Origin of the sequence: Streptomyces sp. NPDC004667 (assembly GCF_040609475.1) — a bacterium.
Classification (GTDB): domain Bacteria; phylum Actinomycetota; class Actinomycetes; order Streptomycetales; family Streptomycetaceae; genus Streptomyces.
In genome coordinates, this window is sequence record NZ_JBEXKC010000108.1 from 1 (window position 1) to 19410 (window position 19410).

General features: G+C 75.4%; 11 protein-coding genes. 9 read left to right on the forward strand and 2 right to left on the reverse strand.

Going from position 1 to position 19410, the window contains the following annotated elements:
• The coding region (locus ABZW32_RS34970) for a helix-turn-helix transcriptional regulator (RefSeq protein ID WP_356224127.1) at positions 1 to 248 on the reverse strand (248 nt) is incomplete at its 3' end.
• Positions 249 to 536: 288 nt separating this feature from the next.
• Here ABZW32_RS34970 and ABZW32_RS34975 point away from each other — a divergent pair.
• Positions 537 to 719 carry a hypothetical protein gene (locus ABZW32_RS34975; protein WP_356224130.1) on the forward strand — a complete coding sequence of 61 codons (183 nt, stop codon included), beginning with the start codon at positions 537 to 539 and terminating at the stop codon, positions 717 to 719.
• A gap of 151 nt (positions 720 to 870) precedes the next feature.
• Here the strand turns inward: ABZW32_RS34975 and ABZW32_RS34980 are convergent, their stop codons facing one another.
• On the reverse strand, positions 871 to 5139 hold the full coding sequence (locus tag ABZW32_RS34980; RefSeq protein ID WP_356224132.1) for a BTAD domain-containing putative transcriptional regulator: 4269 nt from the start codon (positions 5137 to 5139) through the stop codon (positions 871 to 873).
• A 198-nt stretch (positions 5140 to 5337) separates the two neighbouring features.
• Between ABZW32_RS34980 and ABZW32_RS34985 the strand changes: the two genes are divergently transcribed.
• The 8 genes from ABZW32_RS34985 to ABZW32_RS35020 all read left to right on the forward strand — a co-directional run.
• The gene (locus ABZW32_RS34985; protein ID WP_356224135.1) at positions 5338 to 5697 is read left to right on the forward strand and encodes a nuclear transport factor 2 family protein; all 360 of its coding nucleotides are present in this window, start codon (positions 5338 to 5340) and stop codon (positions 5695 to 5697) included.
• Positions 5698 to 5786: 89 nt separating this feature from the next.
• Positions 5787 to 7220, forward strand: coding sequence for a hypothetical protein (locus ABZW32_RS34990; RefSeq protein ID WP_356224137.1), 1434 nt, complete (start codon positions 5787 to 5789; stop codon positions 7218 to 7220).
• A complete protein-coding gene (locus ABZW32_RS34995; protein ID WP_356224140.1) occupies positions 7217 to 9379 on the forward strand; it encodes a hypothetical protein in 2163 nt (720 codons plus the stop codon). Before ABZW32_RS34990 ends, ABZW32_RS34995 begins: the two co-directional genes overlap by 4 nt.
• A gap of 50 nt (positions 9380 to 9429) precedes the next feature.
• Positions 9430 to 10497, forward strand: a complete 1068-nt coding sequence (locus ABZW32_RS35000) for a MoxR family ATPase (protein ID WP_356224143.1) — start codon at positions 9430 to 9432, stop codon at positions 10495 to 10497.
• Entirely contained in the window at positions 10494 to 14465 is a 3972-nt protein-coding gene (locus tag ABZW32_RS35005; protein WP_356224146.1) for an SAV_2336 N-terminal domain-related protein, read from the forward strand. Before ABZW32_RS35000 ends, ABZW32_RS35005 begins: the two co-directional genes overlap by 4 nt.
• A 45-nt stretch (positions 14466 to 14510) precedes the next feature.
• Positions 14511 to 15254, forward strand: a complete 744-nt coding sequence (locus ABZW32_RS35010; protein WP_356224149.1) for a tyrosine-protein phosphatase — start codon at positions 14511 to 14513, stop codon at positions 15252 to 15254.
• Positions 15255 to 15695: 441 nt separating this feature from the next.
• A complete protein-coding gene (gene fusA, locus ABZW32_RS35015; RefSeq protein WP_356224151.1) occupies positions 15696 to 17747 on the forward strand; it encodes an elongation factor G in 2052 nt (683 codons plus the stop codon).
• Positions 17748 to 17901: 154 nt separating this feature from the next.
• A partial coding sequence (locus ABZW32_RS35020) for an MFS transporter (RefSeq protein WP_356224153.1) occupies positions 17902 to 19410 on the forward strand: 1509 nt, incomplete at its 3' end.

Sequence of the window (19410 nt, forward strand, 5' to 3'; positions counted from 1 at the left end):
CGGCCCTGCTGGGCGGCGGCCTCCAGCGCCGCCCGGGCCCGCGGGCCCAGCCGCAGCGCGTCCGCCATCAGCCGCACCGTGTCGGGGCGGGGCCGTCTCGCCTTGCCCTGCTCCAGATCGCGGATGGCCCGCACGCTGATCGTCGAAAGGTCCGCCAGCTCCCGCTGGGTGAGCCCGATACGCAGCCGGTGGGCCCGTATCAAGGCTCCCACCCGGGAGGTCGAGTCCGTGTTCACATGGGCGTTCATAGAGGCGCTCCCGGTGACGGTGTGGGGGAACGACGGGGCCTGGGGTGACGGCCCGGTTCCTGGTCCCCATCGTCGGCAGCGCGCTATCCCGGGGGCATCACCGGCTGATCCGTCCCGGCTCCGGACGCCGCTATCACGGCGAGCGGGAATATAGGGCCGCCATGGCGGCCCGTGATAGCGCGGGGATAGGGGCGGGGCCGGTGCCGGGATTCCGGCCGTTCCTAAGTTGGGGTCCAGAAAGCAGGAAGCGCCCCGGAAACCCGGAGCGCACCGACGAAAGGACCCGAGATGAACCTCTCCCACGCCCTGCGCGCCGCCCTCGTCACCGCCGCCATCGCCGGAGCCGCCGCCCTCGGCACCCAGGTCGCCCAGGCCGACGGCCCGGCCACCACCGGTACCACCGCCGGTGTCCCCGCCCCGCAGGCCACCCCCGCGCCGAGCGGCTCCAGCAACACCAACCCGTGGGACTGACCCGGACCCCGCGGGGCCGGGGCCAGGGCCGGGGATCCACCCTGTCAGCCCTGTCAGCCCCGGTGGCCCTGTTAGCCCCGCCGGCCCCCTCAGCCCCGCCGGCCCCCTCAGCCCCGCCGGCCCCCTCGGCCCCCTCGGCCCCCTCGGCCCCTCACGGAGCGGCCAGCAGCCTTTCGGCCTCGGCCAGCTCCCGCTCCATCCCCCGGTCGCGGAACGCCCGTACCGCGCTCTCCAGCAACTCCCTGGACCGCGAACGCTCTCCGGCGCCGCCGTTCGCGGTCAGCAGCCGCGCCAGGTCCAGGCGCACCAGCGCCGCTCCACCGTGGTCCATGATCTGCTCCCGTACCGACAGGGCCTGCGCGTAGAACCCGCGGGCCGCCTCGCACCGCCCCATCTCGGCGTGCGCGTGCCCCAGGTCCCGCAGCAGGTGCCCCTCGCCGATCACGTCACCGCTCTCCCGGCACAGTTCCAGGACCTCCGTGTACGTGGTCACCGCCCGCTCGTGCTCCCCCTGACCCTGGAGCAGCTGCCCCGCCCGGCGCAGCGTCCGGGCCTGCCCACCCGTGTACCCCACCGACCGGTAGATCCCGAGCGCCTCGTCCAGCCGGGTCTGGGCCGCCGAACTCTGCCCCCGCCGCATCCAGATGTGCGCGCTCTGCGTCAGCACGATGGCCCGCCCCACCACGTCCCCGGCCTGGTCGAAATCCCGCAGCGCCCGGTCGTACAGCGAGAGGGCGTTGTCCTCGTTGCCCCGCATCCGCTCCAGCAGCGCCAGGTCCCGGTGGCACAGCGCCTGCCCCTGCCGGTCCTCCAGCTCCTGGAACAGCCCGAGCGCCGTCGTCAGCGCGGACCGGGACTCCTCGCTCTGGCTGCGCCCGAGGTGGAGCACCCCGAGCGAGCTCAACAGCGCCGCCGTTCCACGGGTGTTGCCCGCCGCGCGCACCGAGTCCAGCGCGAGCAGGTGCGTACGCTCCCAGTCGTCGAGGTAGCCGCGCCCCTCGAACAGGGTGGCCAGGGTCGTCGCCAGGTCCCAGCACAGCTCGTCCATCTGCTCCCGGGCCGCGTGCTCCACCGCCTGCACCAGGTTCGCGTGCTCGCTGTCCAGCCAGCCCAGCGGATCCACCAGCAGCTCGTCCACGCATTCCGCCGGGGGTTCCCAGCGCGGCGCGGAGCCGTGCAGCACCGTGAAGTCCCCTCCGTAGATGCGCCGGTGGGCCTGCTCCGCCAGGGACATCCAGCCGCCCAGCATCCGTGCCGTCGCCGCGTGCTGGTCGGCCGCCTCGTGGTGCGCCGCCAGCTGCTCCCGCGCGAACACCCGGATGATCTCGTGGAAGCGGTAGCGGAACCCGCCCGTGGACTCCATCCCGACCACGTCCAGCATCTGTACGTCGACCAGCGGCTCCAGCAGGTCCGAGGCGAAGGGCCGAGGATCGTCCAGCAGCGCGCCCGCCAGCCAGCCCGGCAGCGTCTGCCCCTGGGCCAGGCTCAGCAGGCGCAGCAGCCGGCGGTCCTCGGCGGCCAGACCGTCGTGCGTGAGGGAGAGGCTGGCCCGCATCGTCATCTCGCCGTGCGTCAGCTCGTCGAGGCGGTGCCGTTCGTTCGCGAGCCGGTGCACCATCGACGCCAGCGTCCAGTGCGGACGGGCGGCCAGCCGGGCAGCGACGATCCGCAGCGCGAGCGGCAGCCCGCCCACGGTCCGGATCAGCGCCTCGACCGCCACCGGCTCGCGTGCGACGCGTTCCGGGCCGATCACCCGGACCAGCAGTTCCACGGCGTGGTCGGTCCCCATCACGTCCAGCTCGACGCGGTGCGCGCCGGGCAGGCCGGTGAGCCGGACCCGGCTGGTGACCAGCACCGCGCACGTGTTGCTGCCGGGCAGCAGCGGCCGGATCTGGCTCTCCGACGCGGCGTCGTCCAGCACCACCAGCACGCGGCGGGAGGCGAGGAGCGTGCGGTACATCTCGGCCCGCTCGTCCTGGGACTCGGGGAGCACCGGGCCCGGAATGCCGAGTGCGCGCAGGAACCGGCCCAGCACCTCGCCGGAGGTGGCGGGGGTGCCGGTGCCACGCAGGTCGCAGTACAACTGGCCGTCAGGGAAGGCGGTTTCGCTGAGCCGGTGCGCGATGTGGGTGGCCAGCGTGGACTTTCCGGTGCCGGGCTTGCCGACGATCACGGCCACGCCGACGGCGCGCCGGCCGCCGCCGCTCTCGCCGTCGCCGAGGAGGGCCTGCTCTACGCGGCGGATCCGCTCCTCGTCGCCCACGAAGTCCGAGGTATCGGCCGGGAGTTGGCGTGGCGTCTCCTCGCGGTACGGGGCCACGGCCGTGGACGTGACGGGGTGCCCCGCGGGGCCGGTGCCCTCCGGGCCGGCGACGGGAGTCCCGGCGCCGGCGCCGTACCCACCGGCGGGCCCGGCGCTCCACGAAGGGGTCCCGTCGACGGCCGGGTACCCGCTCGCGGGGGCCGCGGCCCACGCGGGGGAGGCCCCCGGTCCCGGGGACCGCTCCGGCGCGCCGGGGCTCCCCAGCGGGAACCCGTCGAACGGGCCGCCCGGAGCCCCGCCGGCGGTGCCGCCGCCGAACGGTGTGGCCAGGAGGGAGCCGTGACCCGGCGGGGTGATGCCGGCGGGGCCCTGCGCAGAGGGCGCCCGCCGATCGTGTGGGGCCTGAGCGCCGGTGGAGCCGAGCGGGGCGCCGTGGTCCTGCGGGGCCCGTGGGGCGGGGATGCCGAGCGGGGGGCCTGAGGCTCCCTGGCCGTACGGGGCCTGCGGGCCGGCGGCGTACCGGTCCCCGGACCCGAGCCGGCCGCCCGGGGCTCCCTGGCCGTACAGGGCCTGCGGGGTCGCCGTGCCCAGCGGGTCTCCCGGGGCGCCGGGGCCGTACGGGGCCCGGGGGTGCAGGGAGCCGCGAGGGTCGGCCGGGCTGTCCGGGCCGTGCGAGGCGGGCAGGCCCGATGAGGCGAACGGGGCCCCCGGGGCACCATGCGCGTCCCGAGGCGTGCCCGGTCTCGCACCGCCGATGCCGGTGCCCGCGGCTTCGGCGCCGTGCGCTCTGCCGGGCCCTGTGGCGCCGCCGCCGTACGCTCCGCCGGGCCCTGTGGCTTCGCCGCCGTACGCCCCGCCGGGCTCCGTGGCTTCGCCGCTGTACGCTCTGCCGGGTCCCGTGGCTTCGGCGCCGTGCGCTCTGCCGGGCCCTGTGGCTTCGCCGCCGTACGCCCCACCGGGCTCCGTGGCTTCGCCGCCGTGCGCTCTGCCGGGCCCTGTGGCTTCGCCGCCGTGCGCCCCGCCGGGTCCCGTGGCTCCGCCGCCGTACGCTCCGCCGGGTCCCGTGGCTTCGCCGCCGTGCGCTCCGCCGGGCTCCGTGGCTCCGCCGCTGTACGTTCTGCCGGGTCCCGTGGCTCCGCCGCCGTATGCTCCGCCGGTCCCTGTGGTTCCGGCGTCGTGCGCCCCGCCAGGCCCCGCGGCTCCGCCGTCGTGCGTTCTGCCGGGTCCCGTGGCTCCGCCGCCGTATGCTCCGCCGGTCCCTGTGGCTCCGCCGCCGTACGCCCCGCCGGGTCCCGCGGCAGCGGCGCCGTACGCCCCGCCGGGCCCCGCGGCAGCGGCCCCGAACACGCCGCCCGGTCTCGCCGGGCGGATCGGTGGGACGTCCCCCGAGAGGATCGCCCGTTCCAGCCCGCGCAGCTCACCCCCCGGCTCCAGGCCGAGCTCCTCCACCAGCAGCTCGCGGCCCACCCGGTAGCTCTCCAGCGCCTCCGCCTGCCGCCCGGAGCGGTACAGCGCCAGCATCAGCTGCCCGCGCAGCCGTTCCCGCAGCGGGTGGACCCGTACCAGCAGCTGGATCTCGCCGACCAGCTGGTGGTGGCGGCCGAGGTCGAGTTCCAGCTCGATCCGCGTCTCGGCGGCCGTCAGCCGTTCCTCGTCCAGCTGCAGCGCCTTGCTGCGCAGCGTCTCGCTCGACACCCCGCTCAGGCAGTCGCCCTGCCACAACTCACCGGCGGCACGCAGCATTTCCACCGCCTCCGGCGCATCCCCGCGCTTCGCCAGCGCGCGGGCGTCCGCGAGCCGGCGGGCGAAGACGGCGGCGTCGACTAGTTCGCCCTCCGTCTTGAGGACGTACCCCGGCGGCCGCGTGGTGATCGCGGCGGCGATCCCGGCCGTCGTGAAGAGCTTGCGCAGCCGCGACACGCAGATCTGCACCTGGGTGCGTGCGGTGTCCGGCGGCTCGTCGTCCCAGATGAGATCGACCAGGTAGTCCGTGCTGACGACCCGGTTCGCCTCCAGGAGCAGGGCGGCGAGAATGACCTCCTGCCGCCCCGGGGGAATCCGCACCGGCCCGCTCAGGCCGGTCACCTGTAAGGGTCCGAGGATGCGGAACACCACCGTGTCCGGGGTGTGCGGAACCCCGCCGGGCGAAACGGTCATGAGTCTCCCAGCTGGAGGCACACCAGAGATCGGGTGGAGCGCGGGGTCAGTCTTCCCGAACACCTCTCCGGTTGTCCATGGTGTGGAGATTGCGTGGTGGTGAACGCGATAGGCCCGGGATAGCCGCGAGTTGCGGCTCCGCAGGACCGTGGGGACGTCGGCACCCGAAGGGGGTGCGGCCGTACGAAGGGACCATCCATGAACAGTCGGTACGCCGGGCGGCTGACGCCCAGCCGGGTCGTCACCGACTCCGGGGTGGACCACGTGCGCCTGGCCTACCACTACCTCGACACCGGAGACCTCGACGGGTACGGCTCGCTCCTGCACGCCGGCACCCCCCTGGGCGCCGACCTGGAGCGTTCCGGGAGCGCGGGCGCCCGGCGCCACCACATCACCCGGATCGTCGCCGAGGGCGACTGTGTGATCGCGATGGGCCGACTGGCCCCGCAGCAGTGCGAGTTCGTGGACGTGTTCACCCTGTCCGCCGAGGGCATGCTGCGCGGCTGCCGCCGCTACTACCCGGCCCAGGCCTCGCCCGCCGTCGAGGCCGTCCACTGAGGCGGCCGTGCCGAACTCCGCGTTCCCCGGGCCCTCTTGCCCGCCCGGCGCTATCGTGCGGGCGGGGGAGAGCGGACGAGGGGGCGGGCGTGGCGATGCGATTTCTGTTCGTGCACGGGACGGGGGTGCGGCGGGAGCGGCACGACGCGCTCTTCGCGCTGGTCCGGGAGGGGCTGACGGCCCGCTTCCCCGGCACGGCCGTCGAATCCTGTTTCTGGGGCGAACGCTTCGGGGCGTCCCTGGGCGCGGGCGGCCGCTCCGTGCCGGGACTGCGCACGGGGCGCGACGGGGCCGAGGACGCCGAGGACGCCTACGCCGCCGAGGTGGCCGAGTGGGGCCTGCTGCTGGCCGACCCGCTGTGCGAGCTGCGCGTCCTGGCGGAGGCGGGCTGGGACACCGCCCGCGCGGCGGACGCGACCGGCGGCCCGGAGGACGACGACGACCCCTTCGCGATGCCCGGCGTCCGGGCCGCCGGCGTTCGCGTCCTGGAGCAGCTGGAGCGCCTACTGCGTTTGGAGCGCCAGGACCGCCCGGAGCGCCTGGACCGCCTGGACCGCCTGGACCTGTCGGACCCCACGGACGCGCCGGGTCGGCGCGCGGGGAGTCCCGAGCATCCGGGTGCGGGAGCCCCCGTCGGCCCGGACGGTCCGGCGGCTCCCGGGGCGGCCGGCGCCGACGAGCTGGCGTCCCTCCTGCGCGGCACCGGCCTCGCCCCCGGGTTCCGCGCGGCGCTGGAGACGGTCGCCCGGTCCGAGGAGGCGGCCCGCGCCGGGGAACGGGCCACGGCCGAGCCGGAGGCCCGGGAACTGGCCGCCGCCCTCGCGCGGGCCGTCACCGCCGCGGCCCTCGCCTCGGCCGCGGCCGGAGCCGACGCCGACTGCACCGCCGCCGAGCGGGACCGTCTCGTCGAACTGCTCACCGCCCGCCTCGGGGGCGACGCCCGCGTGCCCGGCGCCCGCGCCGCCGCCGTCCTCGGGCGCCTCGCGATGCGGGTCACCACGCAGCCGCTCCTCAACGCCCGGCGCGGAGCCCTCACCGTCGGCGCCACCCCCGCCCTCGGCGACATCCTGCGCTACCAGGCCCGGGGCGCGGGCCTGCGCTCCTTCCTGCACGAGCGGATCATTGCCGTGCCGGGCCCGACCGTGCTGATCGGGCACAGCCTCGGCGGGATCGCCCTGGTGGACCTGCTCGCCCTGGAGGCGGCCACGGGCGGGCCCGTACCAGGCGCCGAACTGCTGGTCACCGTCGGCTCGCAGGCCCCGTACCTGCACGAACTCGGCGCGCTCACGGCCCTCCCGCCCGGCAGCGCGCTCCCGTACGGCTTCCCGCGCTGGCTCAACGTCTACGACCGCCAGGACGTGCTCTCCTACCTCGCCGCGCCCGTCTTCCCCGGCGATCCGCGGGTCACCGACCACGAGGTCAGCAGCCGCCAGCCCTTCCCGGCCAGCCACAGCGCCTACTGGAAACAGCGGTCCCTCTACGAGCGCATCGAACAGGCGGTGAACGAGGCGGGGATCGGGTGACGCACCCCGACCCCCGGGACCCGGGCCCCGTCCACGACGGCCTCCTGCCGTCCACCCTCGGCCCCCGCCGCACCTTCGCGCTCGTCGCCGGGGTGGAGACGTACGAGGTCAGCCACCGCTGGAACCTCCGCGGCCCCGCCCGCGACGCCCTGCGCTTCGCCCGCTGGCTGACCGGGCCCGGCGAGGTGCCCGCCGCCAACGTCCGGCTGCTGCTGTCCCCGCTCGACGACCCCGACCGGCTCGACTGGTCCGGCCCGCCCGGCCTGGCCGAGCTCAGGGACACGTACCGGCCCGCGACCGAGGAGAACGCGAAGACCGTGCTGCTCGACGAACTCCCGCAGTGCGACGGCGACCTGCTGTGGATCTTCTGGGCCGGGCACGGCTACCTCGACGGCCACCGGCAGCTGATGCTGCCCTGCGCCGACGCCCGCCCCGGTCGCATCCGCCACCTCAACCTCGACTCCGCGCTGCGCTGGTGGCAGACCGACCTCGTCAAACACCGCCGGTTCCCGCTCCAGGCCGCACTGGTGGACGCCTGCCGGGTCGACGCGCCCCGCGACACCCGCTGGAACTTCGGCAGCGCCGACTACGGCGGCGGCGCCACCGTCCCGGGGCGCCGCCAGTTCCGCCTCTACGCCTCCCGGGAGGGCGAGGCCGCGCAGAACGACGCCGAGCGCGGGGCGGGCCGTTTCACCGAGGCGCTGCTCGCCGAACTCGGCGACCGGTCCGTGCGCGACGGCGTCACCGGCCTCCCGCACGCCGCCCGCGCCGTCCACCGCGGCTTCGGGGAACTGCGCGGCCGCGGCGAGGGCTGGCAGCTGCCGCAGTTCATCGTCGACCGGGACTGGGACGCGAGCTCGTTCCTCGACGACGACCCGCCCGGGCCCGTCCTGCCCCGCACCACGCGCCTCGACCAGACCGGCTGGGACGGGCTCGGCGAACTCTTCGAGGGCCGGGAGCTGCCGCGCTGCGCCTACGAGGCCTACGCGTGGGCCTTCCGCGCCGCGGGCTGCACCACCCCGGTGCACGGCGGGCTCCCCGCCGACACCCTCCTCGACGTGGTCTGGGACCTCGACCAGCGCCAGGGCGGTCCGGCGGGCCTGCCCCTCGCGGTGCCCTTCGTGCACTACCTCGCCGACCGGGCCCGCCGCGAAGGCGGAGACGGCCGCCCCGGCGCGGGTGCGGGCGACCCGGTCTGGGCGGCCCGGCTCGCCGCCTGGGTACGGGCCGCCCGGGAGCGCCTCGCCCTGCCCGCCCTGCGCCCGCCGCCCGCCCCCGCCACCCGGGGGACGGCCCTGCACGTCAGGCTGGAGCCCCCGGACGACGGAGCGGACGGCCTGCGGGCCCGCATGTGGCTGCGCGGCGAACAGGACCGGCTCGTCTGGGAGTCGGAGGCCGCACCGGTCGGGCTCGACACCGTACGCGCCGCCCTCGTACGCCAACTGGCCCTGCTCGGAGCCGACTCGGGGACGGATGGCGGCGCCCGGGGCGGGCAGCCGTACCGGCGCGTCGAACGGATCGAGTTCCAGGTGCCGTTCGAGCTGCTGGAGACGGAGTTCGACCGGTGGCCCGTCCCGCGCGGACCCGCCGCCCGCACCCGCCCCCTCGGCACCCTCTACGAGGTGTCCGTGCGCTGCCCCCAGGAGCGCGAGGACACCACCCGGACCGAATGGCGCAGCACGTGGCGCTGGCTGTGCGCCCAGGACGGCCGGCACCCCGACACGGTACGGGTGGTGGAGGACGCCGAGGTCACCGACGCCCTCGGCCTGCGGCTGGGCGCCCACCCGGCGCCCGCCTGCGTCCTCGGGCACACCTCGGCGGGGCGTACGCCGGCCCTGCTGGAGGCCCTGCTCGAAGGCGGCGTCCCCGTCGCGGTCTGGCGGCGCGGCGGGGGAGCACCCGCCGCGCCGTCACCCGCCCCGCCGGGACCGCCAACCGTGCCGCCGTCACCCGCCCCGTCTGGACCGCCCACCGTGCCGGGACTGCCCGCCCTGCTCGCCCCGGAGGCCGGGCCGGGCGCCCCCGCCGTGTTCGCCCTGCCCGCCCGGGTACGGGAGGCGCGCCGGGCGGCCACCGGCCAACAGGCGGAGGGGGCAGACCGGTTGGTGCTGTTGTGGGACGATCCGGAGGACGTCATCGACCTCCGCCCCCTGTCCTGACGAGACCCGACCCCGACCCCGACCCGACCCCGAACCGCTCGACACCGACGATGGAGGCACAGGCAGTGGCGAAGGACTGGTGGCTGTACCAGGGCGCGGGCGACGCCGAGGACCGCCGCGCCCGGCTGGAGACCGGAAAGCCGCCGCCCTGGCGGGACTTCCCCGGCGTCCCCGACGAGGACTACCGGCCGCCGGGGTGCGCGGGCGGGGCCTGGGAGCGCACCCGGCGCCGAGGCGAGGGCTACGTCCCCGACGAGCCCGAGAAGGACGTGGTCAACACCGCCCTCCACCTGCGCCGGCCCCTGCTCATCACCGGCAAGCCCGGCGTCGGCAAGTCCACCCTCGCCTACAGCATCGCCGCCGACCTCGCCCTGGGCCCCGTACTGCACTGGCCGATCACCAGCCGCACCGTGCTGCGCGACGGCCTCTACCTCTACGACGCCATCGGCCGCCTCCAGGAGGCCGGACTGGACCAGGTGCGCGTCCCCGGCGCGCCGACCGCACCCCGGCCCCCCGCCACCCCCTCCATCGCCCGCTACCTGCGCCTCGGCCCCCTGGGCACCGCCCTCCTGCCGCAGCGCACACCCCGCGTGCTGCTCGTCGACGAGATCGACAAGAGCGACATCGACCTGCCCGGCGACCTCCTCACCGTCTTCGAGGACGGCGGGTTCGTCATCCCCGAACTGGCCCGGCTCGCCAAGGAGGAACCCACCGTCGCCATCGGCACGGACGACGACCCGGACGCCACCGTGGCCGTCACCCAGGGCCGCGTCCAGTGCGGCTACTTCCCCGTCGTGGTCCTCACCAGCAACGGGGAACGGGACTTCCCGCCCGCGTTCCTGCGCCGCTGCGTACGCCTGCACCTCGACGCGCCCGGACCGCGCAAGCTCGCCCGCATCGTGCGAGGCCGGCTCGGCATCGACCTCGACTCCGAGGAGTCGGCCCCGTACCAGGACCTCGTCCGCAGCTTCCTGGAGCGCGCCGAGGACGGCGACCTCGCCACCGACCAGCTCCTCAACGCCATCCAGCTGCGCCTGGCCGGAGCCTGGTCGGCACCCGGCGACCAGGACCGCTTCCTGGCCACCGTGATGCAGCACCTGACCGGGCCCACCGCGTGATCGAGAGGCTCCTCGCCGCCTTCGGCGAAGGCGCCGGGGACGGCGCGGCGCCGCGCACCACCGTCGGGGCGGAGGAGATCGCCGACATCCTGTGGCTGGCGGCCCGGGTCGACGCCGCCGCCCCACCGCCCCGCCCGCAGGACGGCCCGGCCGCCGGGGCCGGTCCGGTACCCGACCCGCCGCCGCCCCCGGGGGCCCCGGCCCCCGCACCCGGCCCCACGGGAGCGGCGGACGCCGGGGCCGTCCGGCTCTACCCCGCGACCGCTCCCGCGGCCCCGGCCGACACCGCACCCCCGGCGCACGGGCCGGTGCCCGGGACGGGCGGACGGCGCGGCGTACCCCTGCGGCTGCCGCGCACCGCCTCCCTCGACGACCCGCTCGCGCTGATGCGTTCCCTGCGGCCCGTCGGACGGCGCTCCATCGGCGGCCCCGGCGAGGAACTCGACGAACAGCTCACCGTCGAACGCAGCATCGAGTCCATGGTCCCCACCCCCGTACTGCGCCCCGCCGAGAGCCGCTGGCTGGACCTGGCCCTCGTCGTCGACACCCACCACTCGATGCTGCTGTGGTCCGACCTGGTGGCGGAACTGCGCGCGGTCCTCACCCGCAGCGGGGTGTTCCGAGACGTCCGCACCTGGCAGCTCGGCGGCACCGGAGCGGGCGGCACCCCCGTGCTCGGCCGGAGCCGGGGCGGACCGCCCCGCAACCCCCTCGAACTCGTCGACCCGGCCGGCCGACGGCTCATCCTCGTCGTCTCCGACACCGTCGCGGACGGCTGGCGCCAGGCCCCGCTGCGCGCGGTCCTGCGGCACTGGAGCACCCACAACGCCGTGGCCGTGCTCAACGTGCTGCCCGAACGGCTGTGGAACCGCGGCGCCGTACGGCCCGTCCCCTTCGCCGTCCGCTGCGACCGCCCCGCCGCCGCCACCCGCTCCTGGCAGCGGATCCCGGCCGCCCGCAGGGCCCGCGGCGGCGGACCCGTCGTCCCCGTCGTCGGGATCGCCTCCGGGAGCCTGGCCCGGCTCGTGCGGGTGGTGTCCGGGGACGGGCGCTGGCGCCGCCTGGCCTGCCTGCGCCTGGACTCCGAACCGCCGCCCGCCGCCGCCCCGGCCGCCGGCCTCACTCCCCTGGAGGCCGTGGAACGCTTCCGGGCCGCCGCGTCCCCGACCGCCCAGCAACTCGCCGCGCACCTCGCCGCCGTACCGCTCACCCTCCCGGTGATGACCCTCGTCCGGCGCTCCCTGCCGGTCGGCTCCGAGCACGGGCACCTGGCGGAGGTGGCCCTGGGCGGTCTCTTCGCGCCCTGGGACGCCGAGCACCCGGCGGACGAGACCGAGTTCGAGTTCCTGCCGGGCGTACGGGACGTCCTCCTCGGCTCCCAGCTGCGCGGGGACGTGGCCGCCGTACGCGAACTCGTGCGCCTGCGGGTCTGGGAGTACCTCTCCCGCCACCGCGGCACCGGCCCCGACTTCTCCGCGACCCGCGTCACCGACGGCACCGAGGGCCGCCGCCGCGTCCCCGACGCGGCCCTGCCCTTCGCGGAACGCCCCCGCACGGAACCGGGCCTGGCCCACCGGGTGGTCCGCGTCCGCTTCGAACCGTCCCCGGAACCCCGCGAGGTCGGCACCCTCCTCGGCCCCCGGACGGTACTCACCGCCGGGGAGGTGCCCAGGCCGGGGGAGGCCTTGGCCTGGGTCCGGGCAGGTGGCCGGGAGGTCGCCTGCCGGCCGGTGTGGTGGGACGACGCGCGCCCGCGGGTCCTGCTGCTGGAGAGCGAGGAGGACCTCGCGGACCCGGAGACCTTGCCCCGGCAGGACTGGACGGGAGGCCCGGGCGCGGCCCTCGTCGAGGGAGTCACCGACCAGGGCGTGCCCGTGGCGCTGAGGGGAGAGGTGGCCGCCGACGGCGGAGCCCGCAACGGCGAGCTCGTCCGGCTCTCGGCCGAGCCGGAGGAGTGGACGCACTTGCGGGGTGGGCCCGTCTCGTCCAACGGGGCGCTGGTGGGGGTCGTGCACACCGTCCTGCCCGACCGCGTGGTGTTCCTGGCCGGTACCACCTTGCTGGAAGAGGAGGGGTTCCGGGCGGCGCTGGGCGGTACCCGGCCGCCGGTCGATCCGGACGATTCGGGGCTCCGCGTCACCCTGACGGTGCGGGTGGGTGAGGGGATCCGTCCGTCAGGCGCCTCTCCACGTCGGCAGCTGGCCGATTTCCTCTCGGGGCTGATGGCCGAGACCGGGGTGAACGGGCGGCTCTCCGGCGGCGTGAAGCACGAGGAGACCCTGAGCGTCATCGTCGACGCGCCCGGAGCCCTGGTCCAGGCCGGGCGGCTGCTGGGCGGGCTGCTCTATTTCTGGGCCCTGGGGCGTGTGCCGTGGACCGGGGGGGACGCCCCGCGCCTCGCCCTGGCCCTGGACATCGGGGGCGCCGACGGGCCGGTCGACGACGCCGAGGAGCTGCTCGGGCACGACCGGGTCCGCGCGTACCTGCGGGGGGTGTCATCCCAGGGGTTCCTCCTCACCCTCTCCCCGCACCTGCACGAGCATCTCGCCGAGCAACTCGGCCTGAGGGCACTGCGCGACCTGGAACCGCTCACCCGCGGCGCAGTGGGATGGCTGTACCACGGAGACCCCTCGCAACTCGCCGATCTGATGGAGCAGGCCGAGACCGCCCGGCGCGAGACGGACAGCTGGCCCCGCTGTGGTCTGGGCGCCTCGCCGGAGAGGCCGTCCGGATGCGCGGGCATCCTCGTCCCGGGCCACTCCCACTGCCTGGCCCACCTCGCGCCCGCCGCCCTGAACGCCTACCTGCGCACGCTGGGCCCCGGCTCGTCGGTCGACTTCCGCGGCACCCTGTTCGCGGGCGGTCTCCTCGACCGGCTGCTGGAAGTGGTGCGTGACCGCGACACGGGACGGGTGCGGCTGGGCTCGGCCGCGTTCACCGGCGCGCTCTTCGAGGACGTCTGGGAGGCGGAGCGAGCCGAATTCGAGGGGTACGCGGACTTCGTCCGTGCGGTGTTCGCGGGCGGAGCCCGCTTCGAGGGGACCGGCTTCCACGGGGAAACCACCTTCCGTCGCGCGGTGTTCGAGGGGCGGGCCGGCTTCGCCGGGAGCCGCTTCTCGGACACGGCCGACTTCGGGGCCACGGTCTTCGTCCGGGAGGCGGATTTCACCGCCGTCGTCTGGGAACAAGAGGTCGCCTTCCGGAACGCGGTCGCGGAAGGGCCCGCAGGGCTGGGCGGTATGTCCGCGCACGAGGGAGCGGACTTCACCGGGATGCTGTTCAAGGGCCGCGCGGAGCTGGGGGCCTCGGTCTTCGCGCAGCGGGTGCACTTCGTGCACGCGGTGTGGGAGGGCGAGCTGTCGGCCGTCGGCACACAGTTCCACGGGCTCGTCTTCGAACACGCGGTAGTGCGGGGTCGCGCCGTTTTCGCCAACGCCGCGTTCGACGGGCCGACCACCTTCACGCACGGAGTGTTCGAGCACGAAGCAACCTTCTCCTCATGTGACTTCGGCGATCCGGCGATCTTCGCGCATGCCGTCTTCGAGGGCCCGGTCACCTTCAAGGACGTCGGCTTCCACGGGGGCGTCTCGTTCGACCACGTCACCTTCTCCGGAGAATTCCGCTGGAGCCTGACACAGGTCGAGGGTGGGGGCGCCGACTTCGGCGGCACGGTCTTCCACGGACGGGCGGCCTTCGAGGAGTCCTTCTTCCTGTCGGGCACCGCACTCGACGGAGCCACCTTCGAGGGCCCGTTGACCTTCGAGGCCACCCGCTTCGACGAGGTGCTCGACCTCAGGGTCGCCACCTTCAACGGGTCGGTCTCCTTCGCCGATGTCACCTTGGCCCAGCCCACGGAACTGCCGCCCCACTGGTCCGCGACCCATGCGGAAGGGGGGTGGCGCATGGCCGTCGAGGGCCCCGCCCACCGGGCCGCGGCCCCCGAAGCCGACGATTCCGGCGGGAACTGAGGCATGCTGGCCGGACAACCGACCGGCCACGCAACGGAGTTCCCCTTGCCGCACCCCGCCCCCGGCCCCCGCCACCTCCCCTTCGAGCGCCTGCACAACTTCCGCGACCTCGGCGGCTACCGCACCGCCGACGGCCGCACCCTCGCCTGGGGCGTCCTCTACCGGGCCGACTCCCTCGGCAAGCTCGACGGCGCCGACTGGGACCGCTTCCTCGGCCTCGGCATCCGTACCGTCATCGACCTGCGCTACCCGTGGGAGATCGAGGCCAAGGGCCGGATACCGCAGCCCGAGCGGTTCACGTACGCCAACCTCAGCATCGAGCACCGGCCCTACGACCAGGCCGAGATCGACCCCGCCCTCGACCCCTGGCGCTACCTCGCCGACCGCTTCGCGGAGGTGGCCGAGGACGGGGTCGAGGAGATCCGGCGGACCATCGAGCTGATCGCCACCGGCCCCGGGCCCGCCGTCTTCCACTGCACCTCCGGCAAGGACCGCACCGGCCTGATCGCCGCGCTCGTCCTGACCCTCCTGGACGTCCCCGAGGAGGAGGTCCTGGCCGACTTCGCCCTCACCGAGCTGGCCACCGAACGCCTCACCGCGGACTGGCACGCCGCCAACCCGGGCCGCACCATGCGCTGGCCCGCGTACGGGCGCGCACCGGAGACGGTGATGTCCCTGGTCCTCGCCGACCTCACCGGCCGCTACGGCTCCCCGCTCGCCTACCTCACCGGCCCCGTCGGCATCACCCCGGACACCGTTTCCCGCCTGCGGGAACGCCTCCTGACGTAACGTCGGTCCACCCGGGTGCGGACGGGCGGCGGCGGGCACGCGGGCGGAAAACCGCGTGCCCCGCCCCCGGCGCCGCCCCTAGACTCGCCCCACGCGCCGCCGACAGGGCGCCGCGTCAGCCTTGCCGAGTGAAGAGAAGGGGAACCGGGCCATGCGCACGCACCGCACCGCCGTCTGCGTTCCCCCGTCCCGGTACGACGTGATCCTGGTGTCCCGCAGCGCGCGGTAACGGCTGCGCGGCCGTCACCGTACGCCCCTGACGCGTCTTCGGTCCCCGTTCCTCCCGCCCCGCCCCGCTCCGTCCCGCCCCGCCCCGCGCCCTTCCGGGCCGCCGGGCCGCGGCCCGGACCGGCGCGCGGACCCGCGGGCCGGTGGACCCCCGCGCCGGGCAATCGCGCCGCCCCCGCACGATCTCTTCACGCATCCGAAAGGCCACGGGCCATGCGCACCGTCCGTCCCCACACCCACACCCCCAGCGTCCTCGACACCGTCCGCAACCTGGGGATCCTCGCCCACGTCGACGCGGGCAAGACCACCCTCACCGAGCGGATCCTGTTCGCGACCGGCGCCATCCACAAGCGGGGCGAGGTCCACGAGGGCACGACCGTCACCGACTTCGACGCCCAGGAACGCGACCGGGGCATCACCATCTTCGCCGCGGCCGTCAGCTGCGCCTGGGGCGGACACCGCGTCAACCTGATCGACACCCCCGGGCACGTCGACTTCGCCGACGAGGTCGAGCGTTCCCTGCGGGTGCTGGACGGGGCCGTCGCGGTGTTCGACGCCGTCGCGGGCGTCGAACCGCAGAGCGAGTCCGTGTGGCGGCAGGCCGACCGGCACGGCGTCCCGCGGATCGCGTTCGTCAACAAGCTGGACCGGGCGGGCGCCGACCTCGACACGGCCGTCGCCTCGATCCGCGACCGGCTGGGGGCCGTGCCCCTGGTCGTCCAGCTGCCCGTCGGGCGTGAGGACGCCTTCACCGGCGTCGTCGACCTGCTGCGCATGCGGGCGCTGCTCTGGCGCCCGGGCGACACCGCGTACACCGTCGAGCCGGTCCCCGAACCGCTGCGCGAGGAGGCCGTGCGGCGCCGCCGGATCCTGGAGGAGGCGGTCGCGGAACTCCACCCCGTGGCCCTGGAGGAGTTCTGCGCGGCCTCGGCGCTGACCGAGGGGACCCTGGCGCGGGCCCTGCGCGAGCTGACCCTCGCGCGGGAGGCCGTGGTGGTGCTCTGCGGTTCGGCGTACCGCAACCGCGGGATCGAGCCGCTGCTGGACGCGGTACGGGACTACCTGCCCGCGCCGTCCGACATGCCACCGGTGCGCGGCACGGCACCGGACGGCACCGAGCTGGAGAGGGCCTGCGACCCGGCGGCGCCGTTCGCCGCGCTCGCCTTCAAGGTGACGGCGACCGCGACCGGACGCCTCACCTACCTGCGGGTCTACGCGGGCACCCTCCGCAAGGGCGACCCGGTGCGCGATCCGGCGTCGGGCCGCACCGAACGCGTCGGCCGGATCCTGCGGGTGCAGGCCGACCGGCACGAGGAACGGGAGGAGGCGACCGCCGGTGACATCGTCGCCGTGATCGGGCTCAAGACCGCCGGCGCGGGCACGACCCTGTGCGCGCCCGGGGCGCCGCTGCTGCTGGAACCGCCCTCGGTGGCGGAACCGGTGGTGTCGGTGGCGGTCGAGGCGCGCCGCGGCACCGACACCGGCCGGCTCGCGTCCGCGCTGGCGCGGCTCGTCGAGGAGGATCCCTCGCTGGTCGTGCGCACGGACGCGGAATCCGGTCAGACGGTGCTGTCGGGGATGGGCGAACTCCATCTGGAGGTCGCGGTGGAGAAGATCCGCCGGGACCGGGGGGTGGAGGTGGAGGTCGGCCGTCCGCAGGTCTCGTACCGGGAGACGGTGGTGGGCGGGGTGACCGGTTTCGTCCACCGGCACGTCAAACAGGACGGTGGCGCGGGCCAGTTCGCGCACGTCGTCATCGACGTCGAGCCGTGGGAGGAGGCGGGCTTCGAGTTCCGTTCGACGGTCGTCGGCGGCCGGGTCCCCCAGGAGTACGCGCGCGCCGTGGAGGCGGGCTGCCGTGACGCCCTGGCCGAGGGGCCGCTCGGCGGGCATCCGGTGACGGGGCTGCGGGTGGTCCTCACGGACGGGGCGACCCACTCCAAGGACTCCTCGGAGATGGCGTTCCGGGCGGCGGGCCGCTTCGCCCTGCGCGAGGCCCTGCGCGCGAGCACGCTCGAACTGCTGGAGCCCGTCGTGGAGGTCACGGTGACCCTGCCGGACGACGCCGTCGGGGGAGTGCTGGGCGACCTCGCGGCCCGCCGCGGCCGGGTCTCGGGCTCCACCACCGGGGCGGGCACCGCGGTGATCACGGCGACGGTGCCGCTGGCCGAGCTCTTCGGCTACGCCTCGCGCCTGCGCGGGCGCACCCAGGGCCGCGGCACGTTCACCACCCGCCCGGCGGGCCTGGCCCCGGCCCCCCGCTGACCCCCGCTCCCAGGACCCCCGCCGGCCGGGCCGGCGGGGGTCCGCGGGCTGTCCGGGGCCGCCCGGAACTCTCTCTTACATACCCCCCATGGGTATGCTACGTTGCTACGCGAAGGTACCCCCCAGGGGTATATGGCAGAGGAGGGTCAGGGCAATGTCAACCGTCAATCCCCGGCGCTGGTGGGCACTTGGCGTGCTTGCCACCGCGCAGTTCATGGTGATCATGGACACGTCCATCATCGGAGTCGCGCTCCCCGAGATGCAGAAGGACCTCGGCTTCTCGCAGGGCGAGCTCCAGTGGGTCTTCAACGCCTATGTGATCGTCTTCGGCGGGTTACTCCTGCTCGGCGGCCGGCTCTCCGACCTGTTGGGCGCCCGCAGGGTCTTCGCCGCCGGATGGGTCACCATGGTCGTCGGATCGGTGCTGGCCGCCGCCGCGCAGAGCGCGGCCGTCGAGATCGCCGGCCGGGCCGTGCAGGGCGTCGGCGGTGCGCTGATCGCGCCGTCCGCGATGACCCTGCTGATGATGCTCTTCGGGCACAACCCGAAGGAACTCGGCAAGGCGATGGCCCTCTACGGCGCCGCCGCGCCCGCCGGCGGTACCGCGGGCGTGTTCCTCGGCGGCGTGTTCACCGAGTGGATGAGCTGGCCCTGGGTCTTCATCATCTACGTGCCGATCGGCCTCGCGACCCTCGCCGCCACCAAGCTGCTGCCCGCCGTCCAGGCCCGCCGCGGTTCCGTGGACGTCCTCGGCGCCGTCGCCGTCACCGCCGGGCTCGCGCTCGCCGTCTTCGCCGTCGTCCGGGCGCCCGAGGTCGGCTGGGGCGCGACCGCCACCGTGCTCGAACTGATCGGCGCCGTCGTCCTGCTCGCCCTGTTCTTCGTGGTCCAGAAGACCGTCCGCGAGCCCCTCATGCCGCTCGGCGTGTGGCGGATCCCGCGGCTCGGCTCCGCCAACCTGGCGATGACGCTGCTGGGCGCGGCCTGGATCCCGATGTGGTACTTCCTCAACCTCTACCTCCAGCAGGTCCTGGACTACGGCGCCTTCGCCTCCGGCGCGGCGCTGCTCCCCATGACCATCCTGCTGATGATCTTCATGACGGCGATCACCGCCCGCCTCATGGGCCGCTTCGGCGCCAAGCCGCTGATCGCGGGCGGCCTGCTGGTCCTCGCCGCCGGCCTGGTCTGGCTCTCCGCGGTCGAGCCGACCGGCACCTTCCTCGTCGACGTCCTGCCCGCCTCGCTCGTCGCCGCCCTCGGCATGGCGCTCGCCTACATCCCGGCGATGATGGCCGCGATGTCCGGCGCCCCGCAGGAGCAGGCCGGCCTGGCCTCCGGCATCGTCAACACCACCTACAACGTGGGCTCCGCCCTCGGCCTCGCCGCCCTGACCGCCCTCGCCACCACCCAGGGCGCCGGTGAACTGGGCGACCTGCCCGCCCTCACCGACGGCTTCAGCGCCGCGTTCCTCGGTGCCGCCGTCATCGCGGCCGCCGGCGCGGTGATCACGTTCCTCGTGATGAAGAGCGACAGGTCCGCCGCTGCCGCCGCCCCGGCCGCCGACGCCCCGGCGCCGCGCGGCGACCAGCGCTCTGGATCGTCGTACCCGGCGGCCCCGGCGAGCGCCGCGAGCGGGTCCACCGGTACGGAGCCGGCTTCGCCC

What these genes read in the sequence shown, in the direction of transcription:
- ABZW32_RS34975 (WP_356224130.1), top strand. Translation starts at nt 537, where the DNA reads ATGAACCTCTCCCACGCCCTGCGCGCCGCCCTCGTCACCGCCGCCATC.
- ABZW32_RS34980 (WP_356224132.1), bottom strand. Translation starts at nt 5,139, where the DNA reads ATGACCGTTTCGCCCGGCGGGGTTCCGCACACCCCGGACACGGTGGTG.
- ABZW32_RS34985 (WP_356224135.1), top strand. Translation starts at nt 5,338, where the DNA reads ATGAACAGTCGGTACGCCGGGCGGCTGACGCCCAGCCGGGTCGTCACC.
- ABZW32_RS35000 (WP_356224143.1), top strand. Translation starts at nt 9,430, where the DNA reads ATGGAGGCACAGGCAGTGGCGAAGGACTGGTGGCTGTACCAGGGCGCG.
- fusA (WP_356224151.1), top strand. Translation starts at nt 15,696, where the DNA reads ATGCGCACCGTCCGTCCCCACACCCACACCCCCAGCGTCCTCGACACC.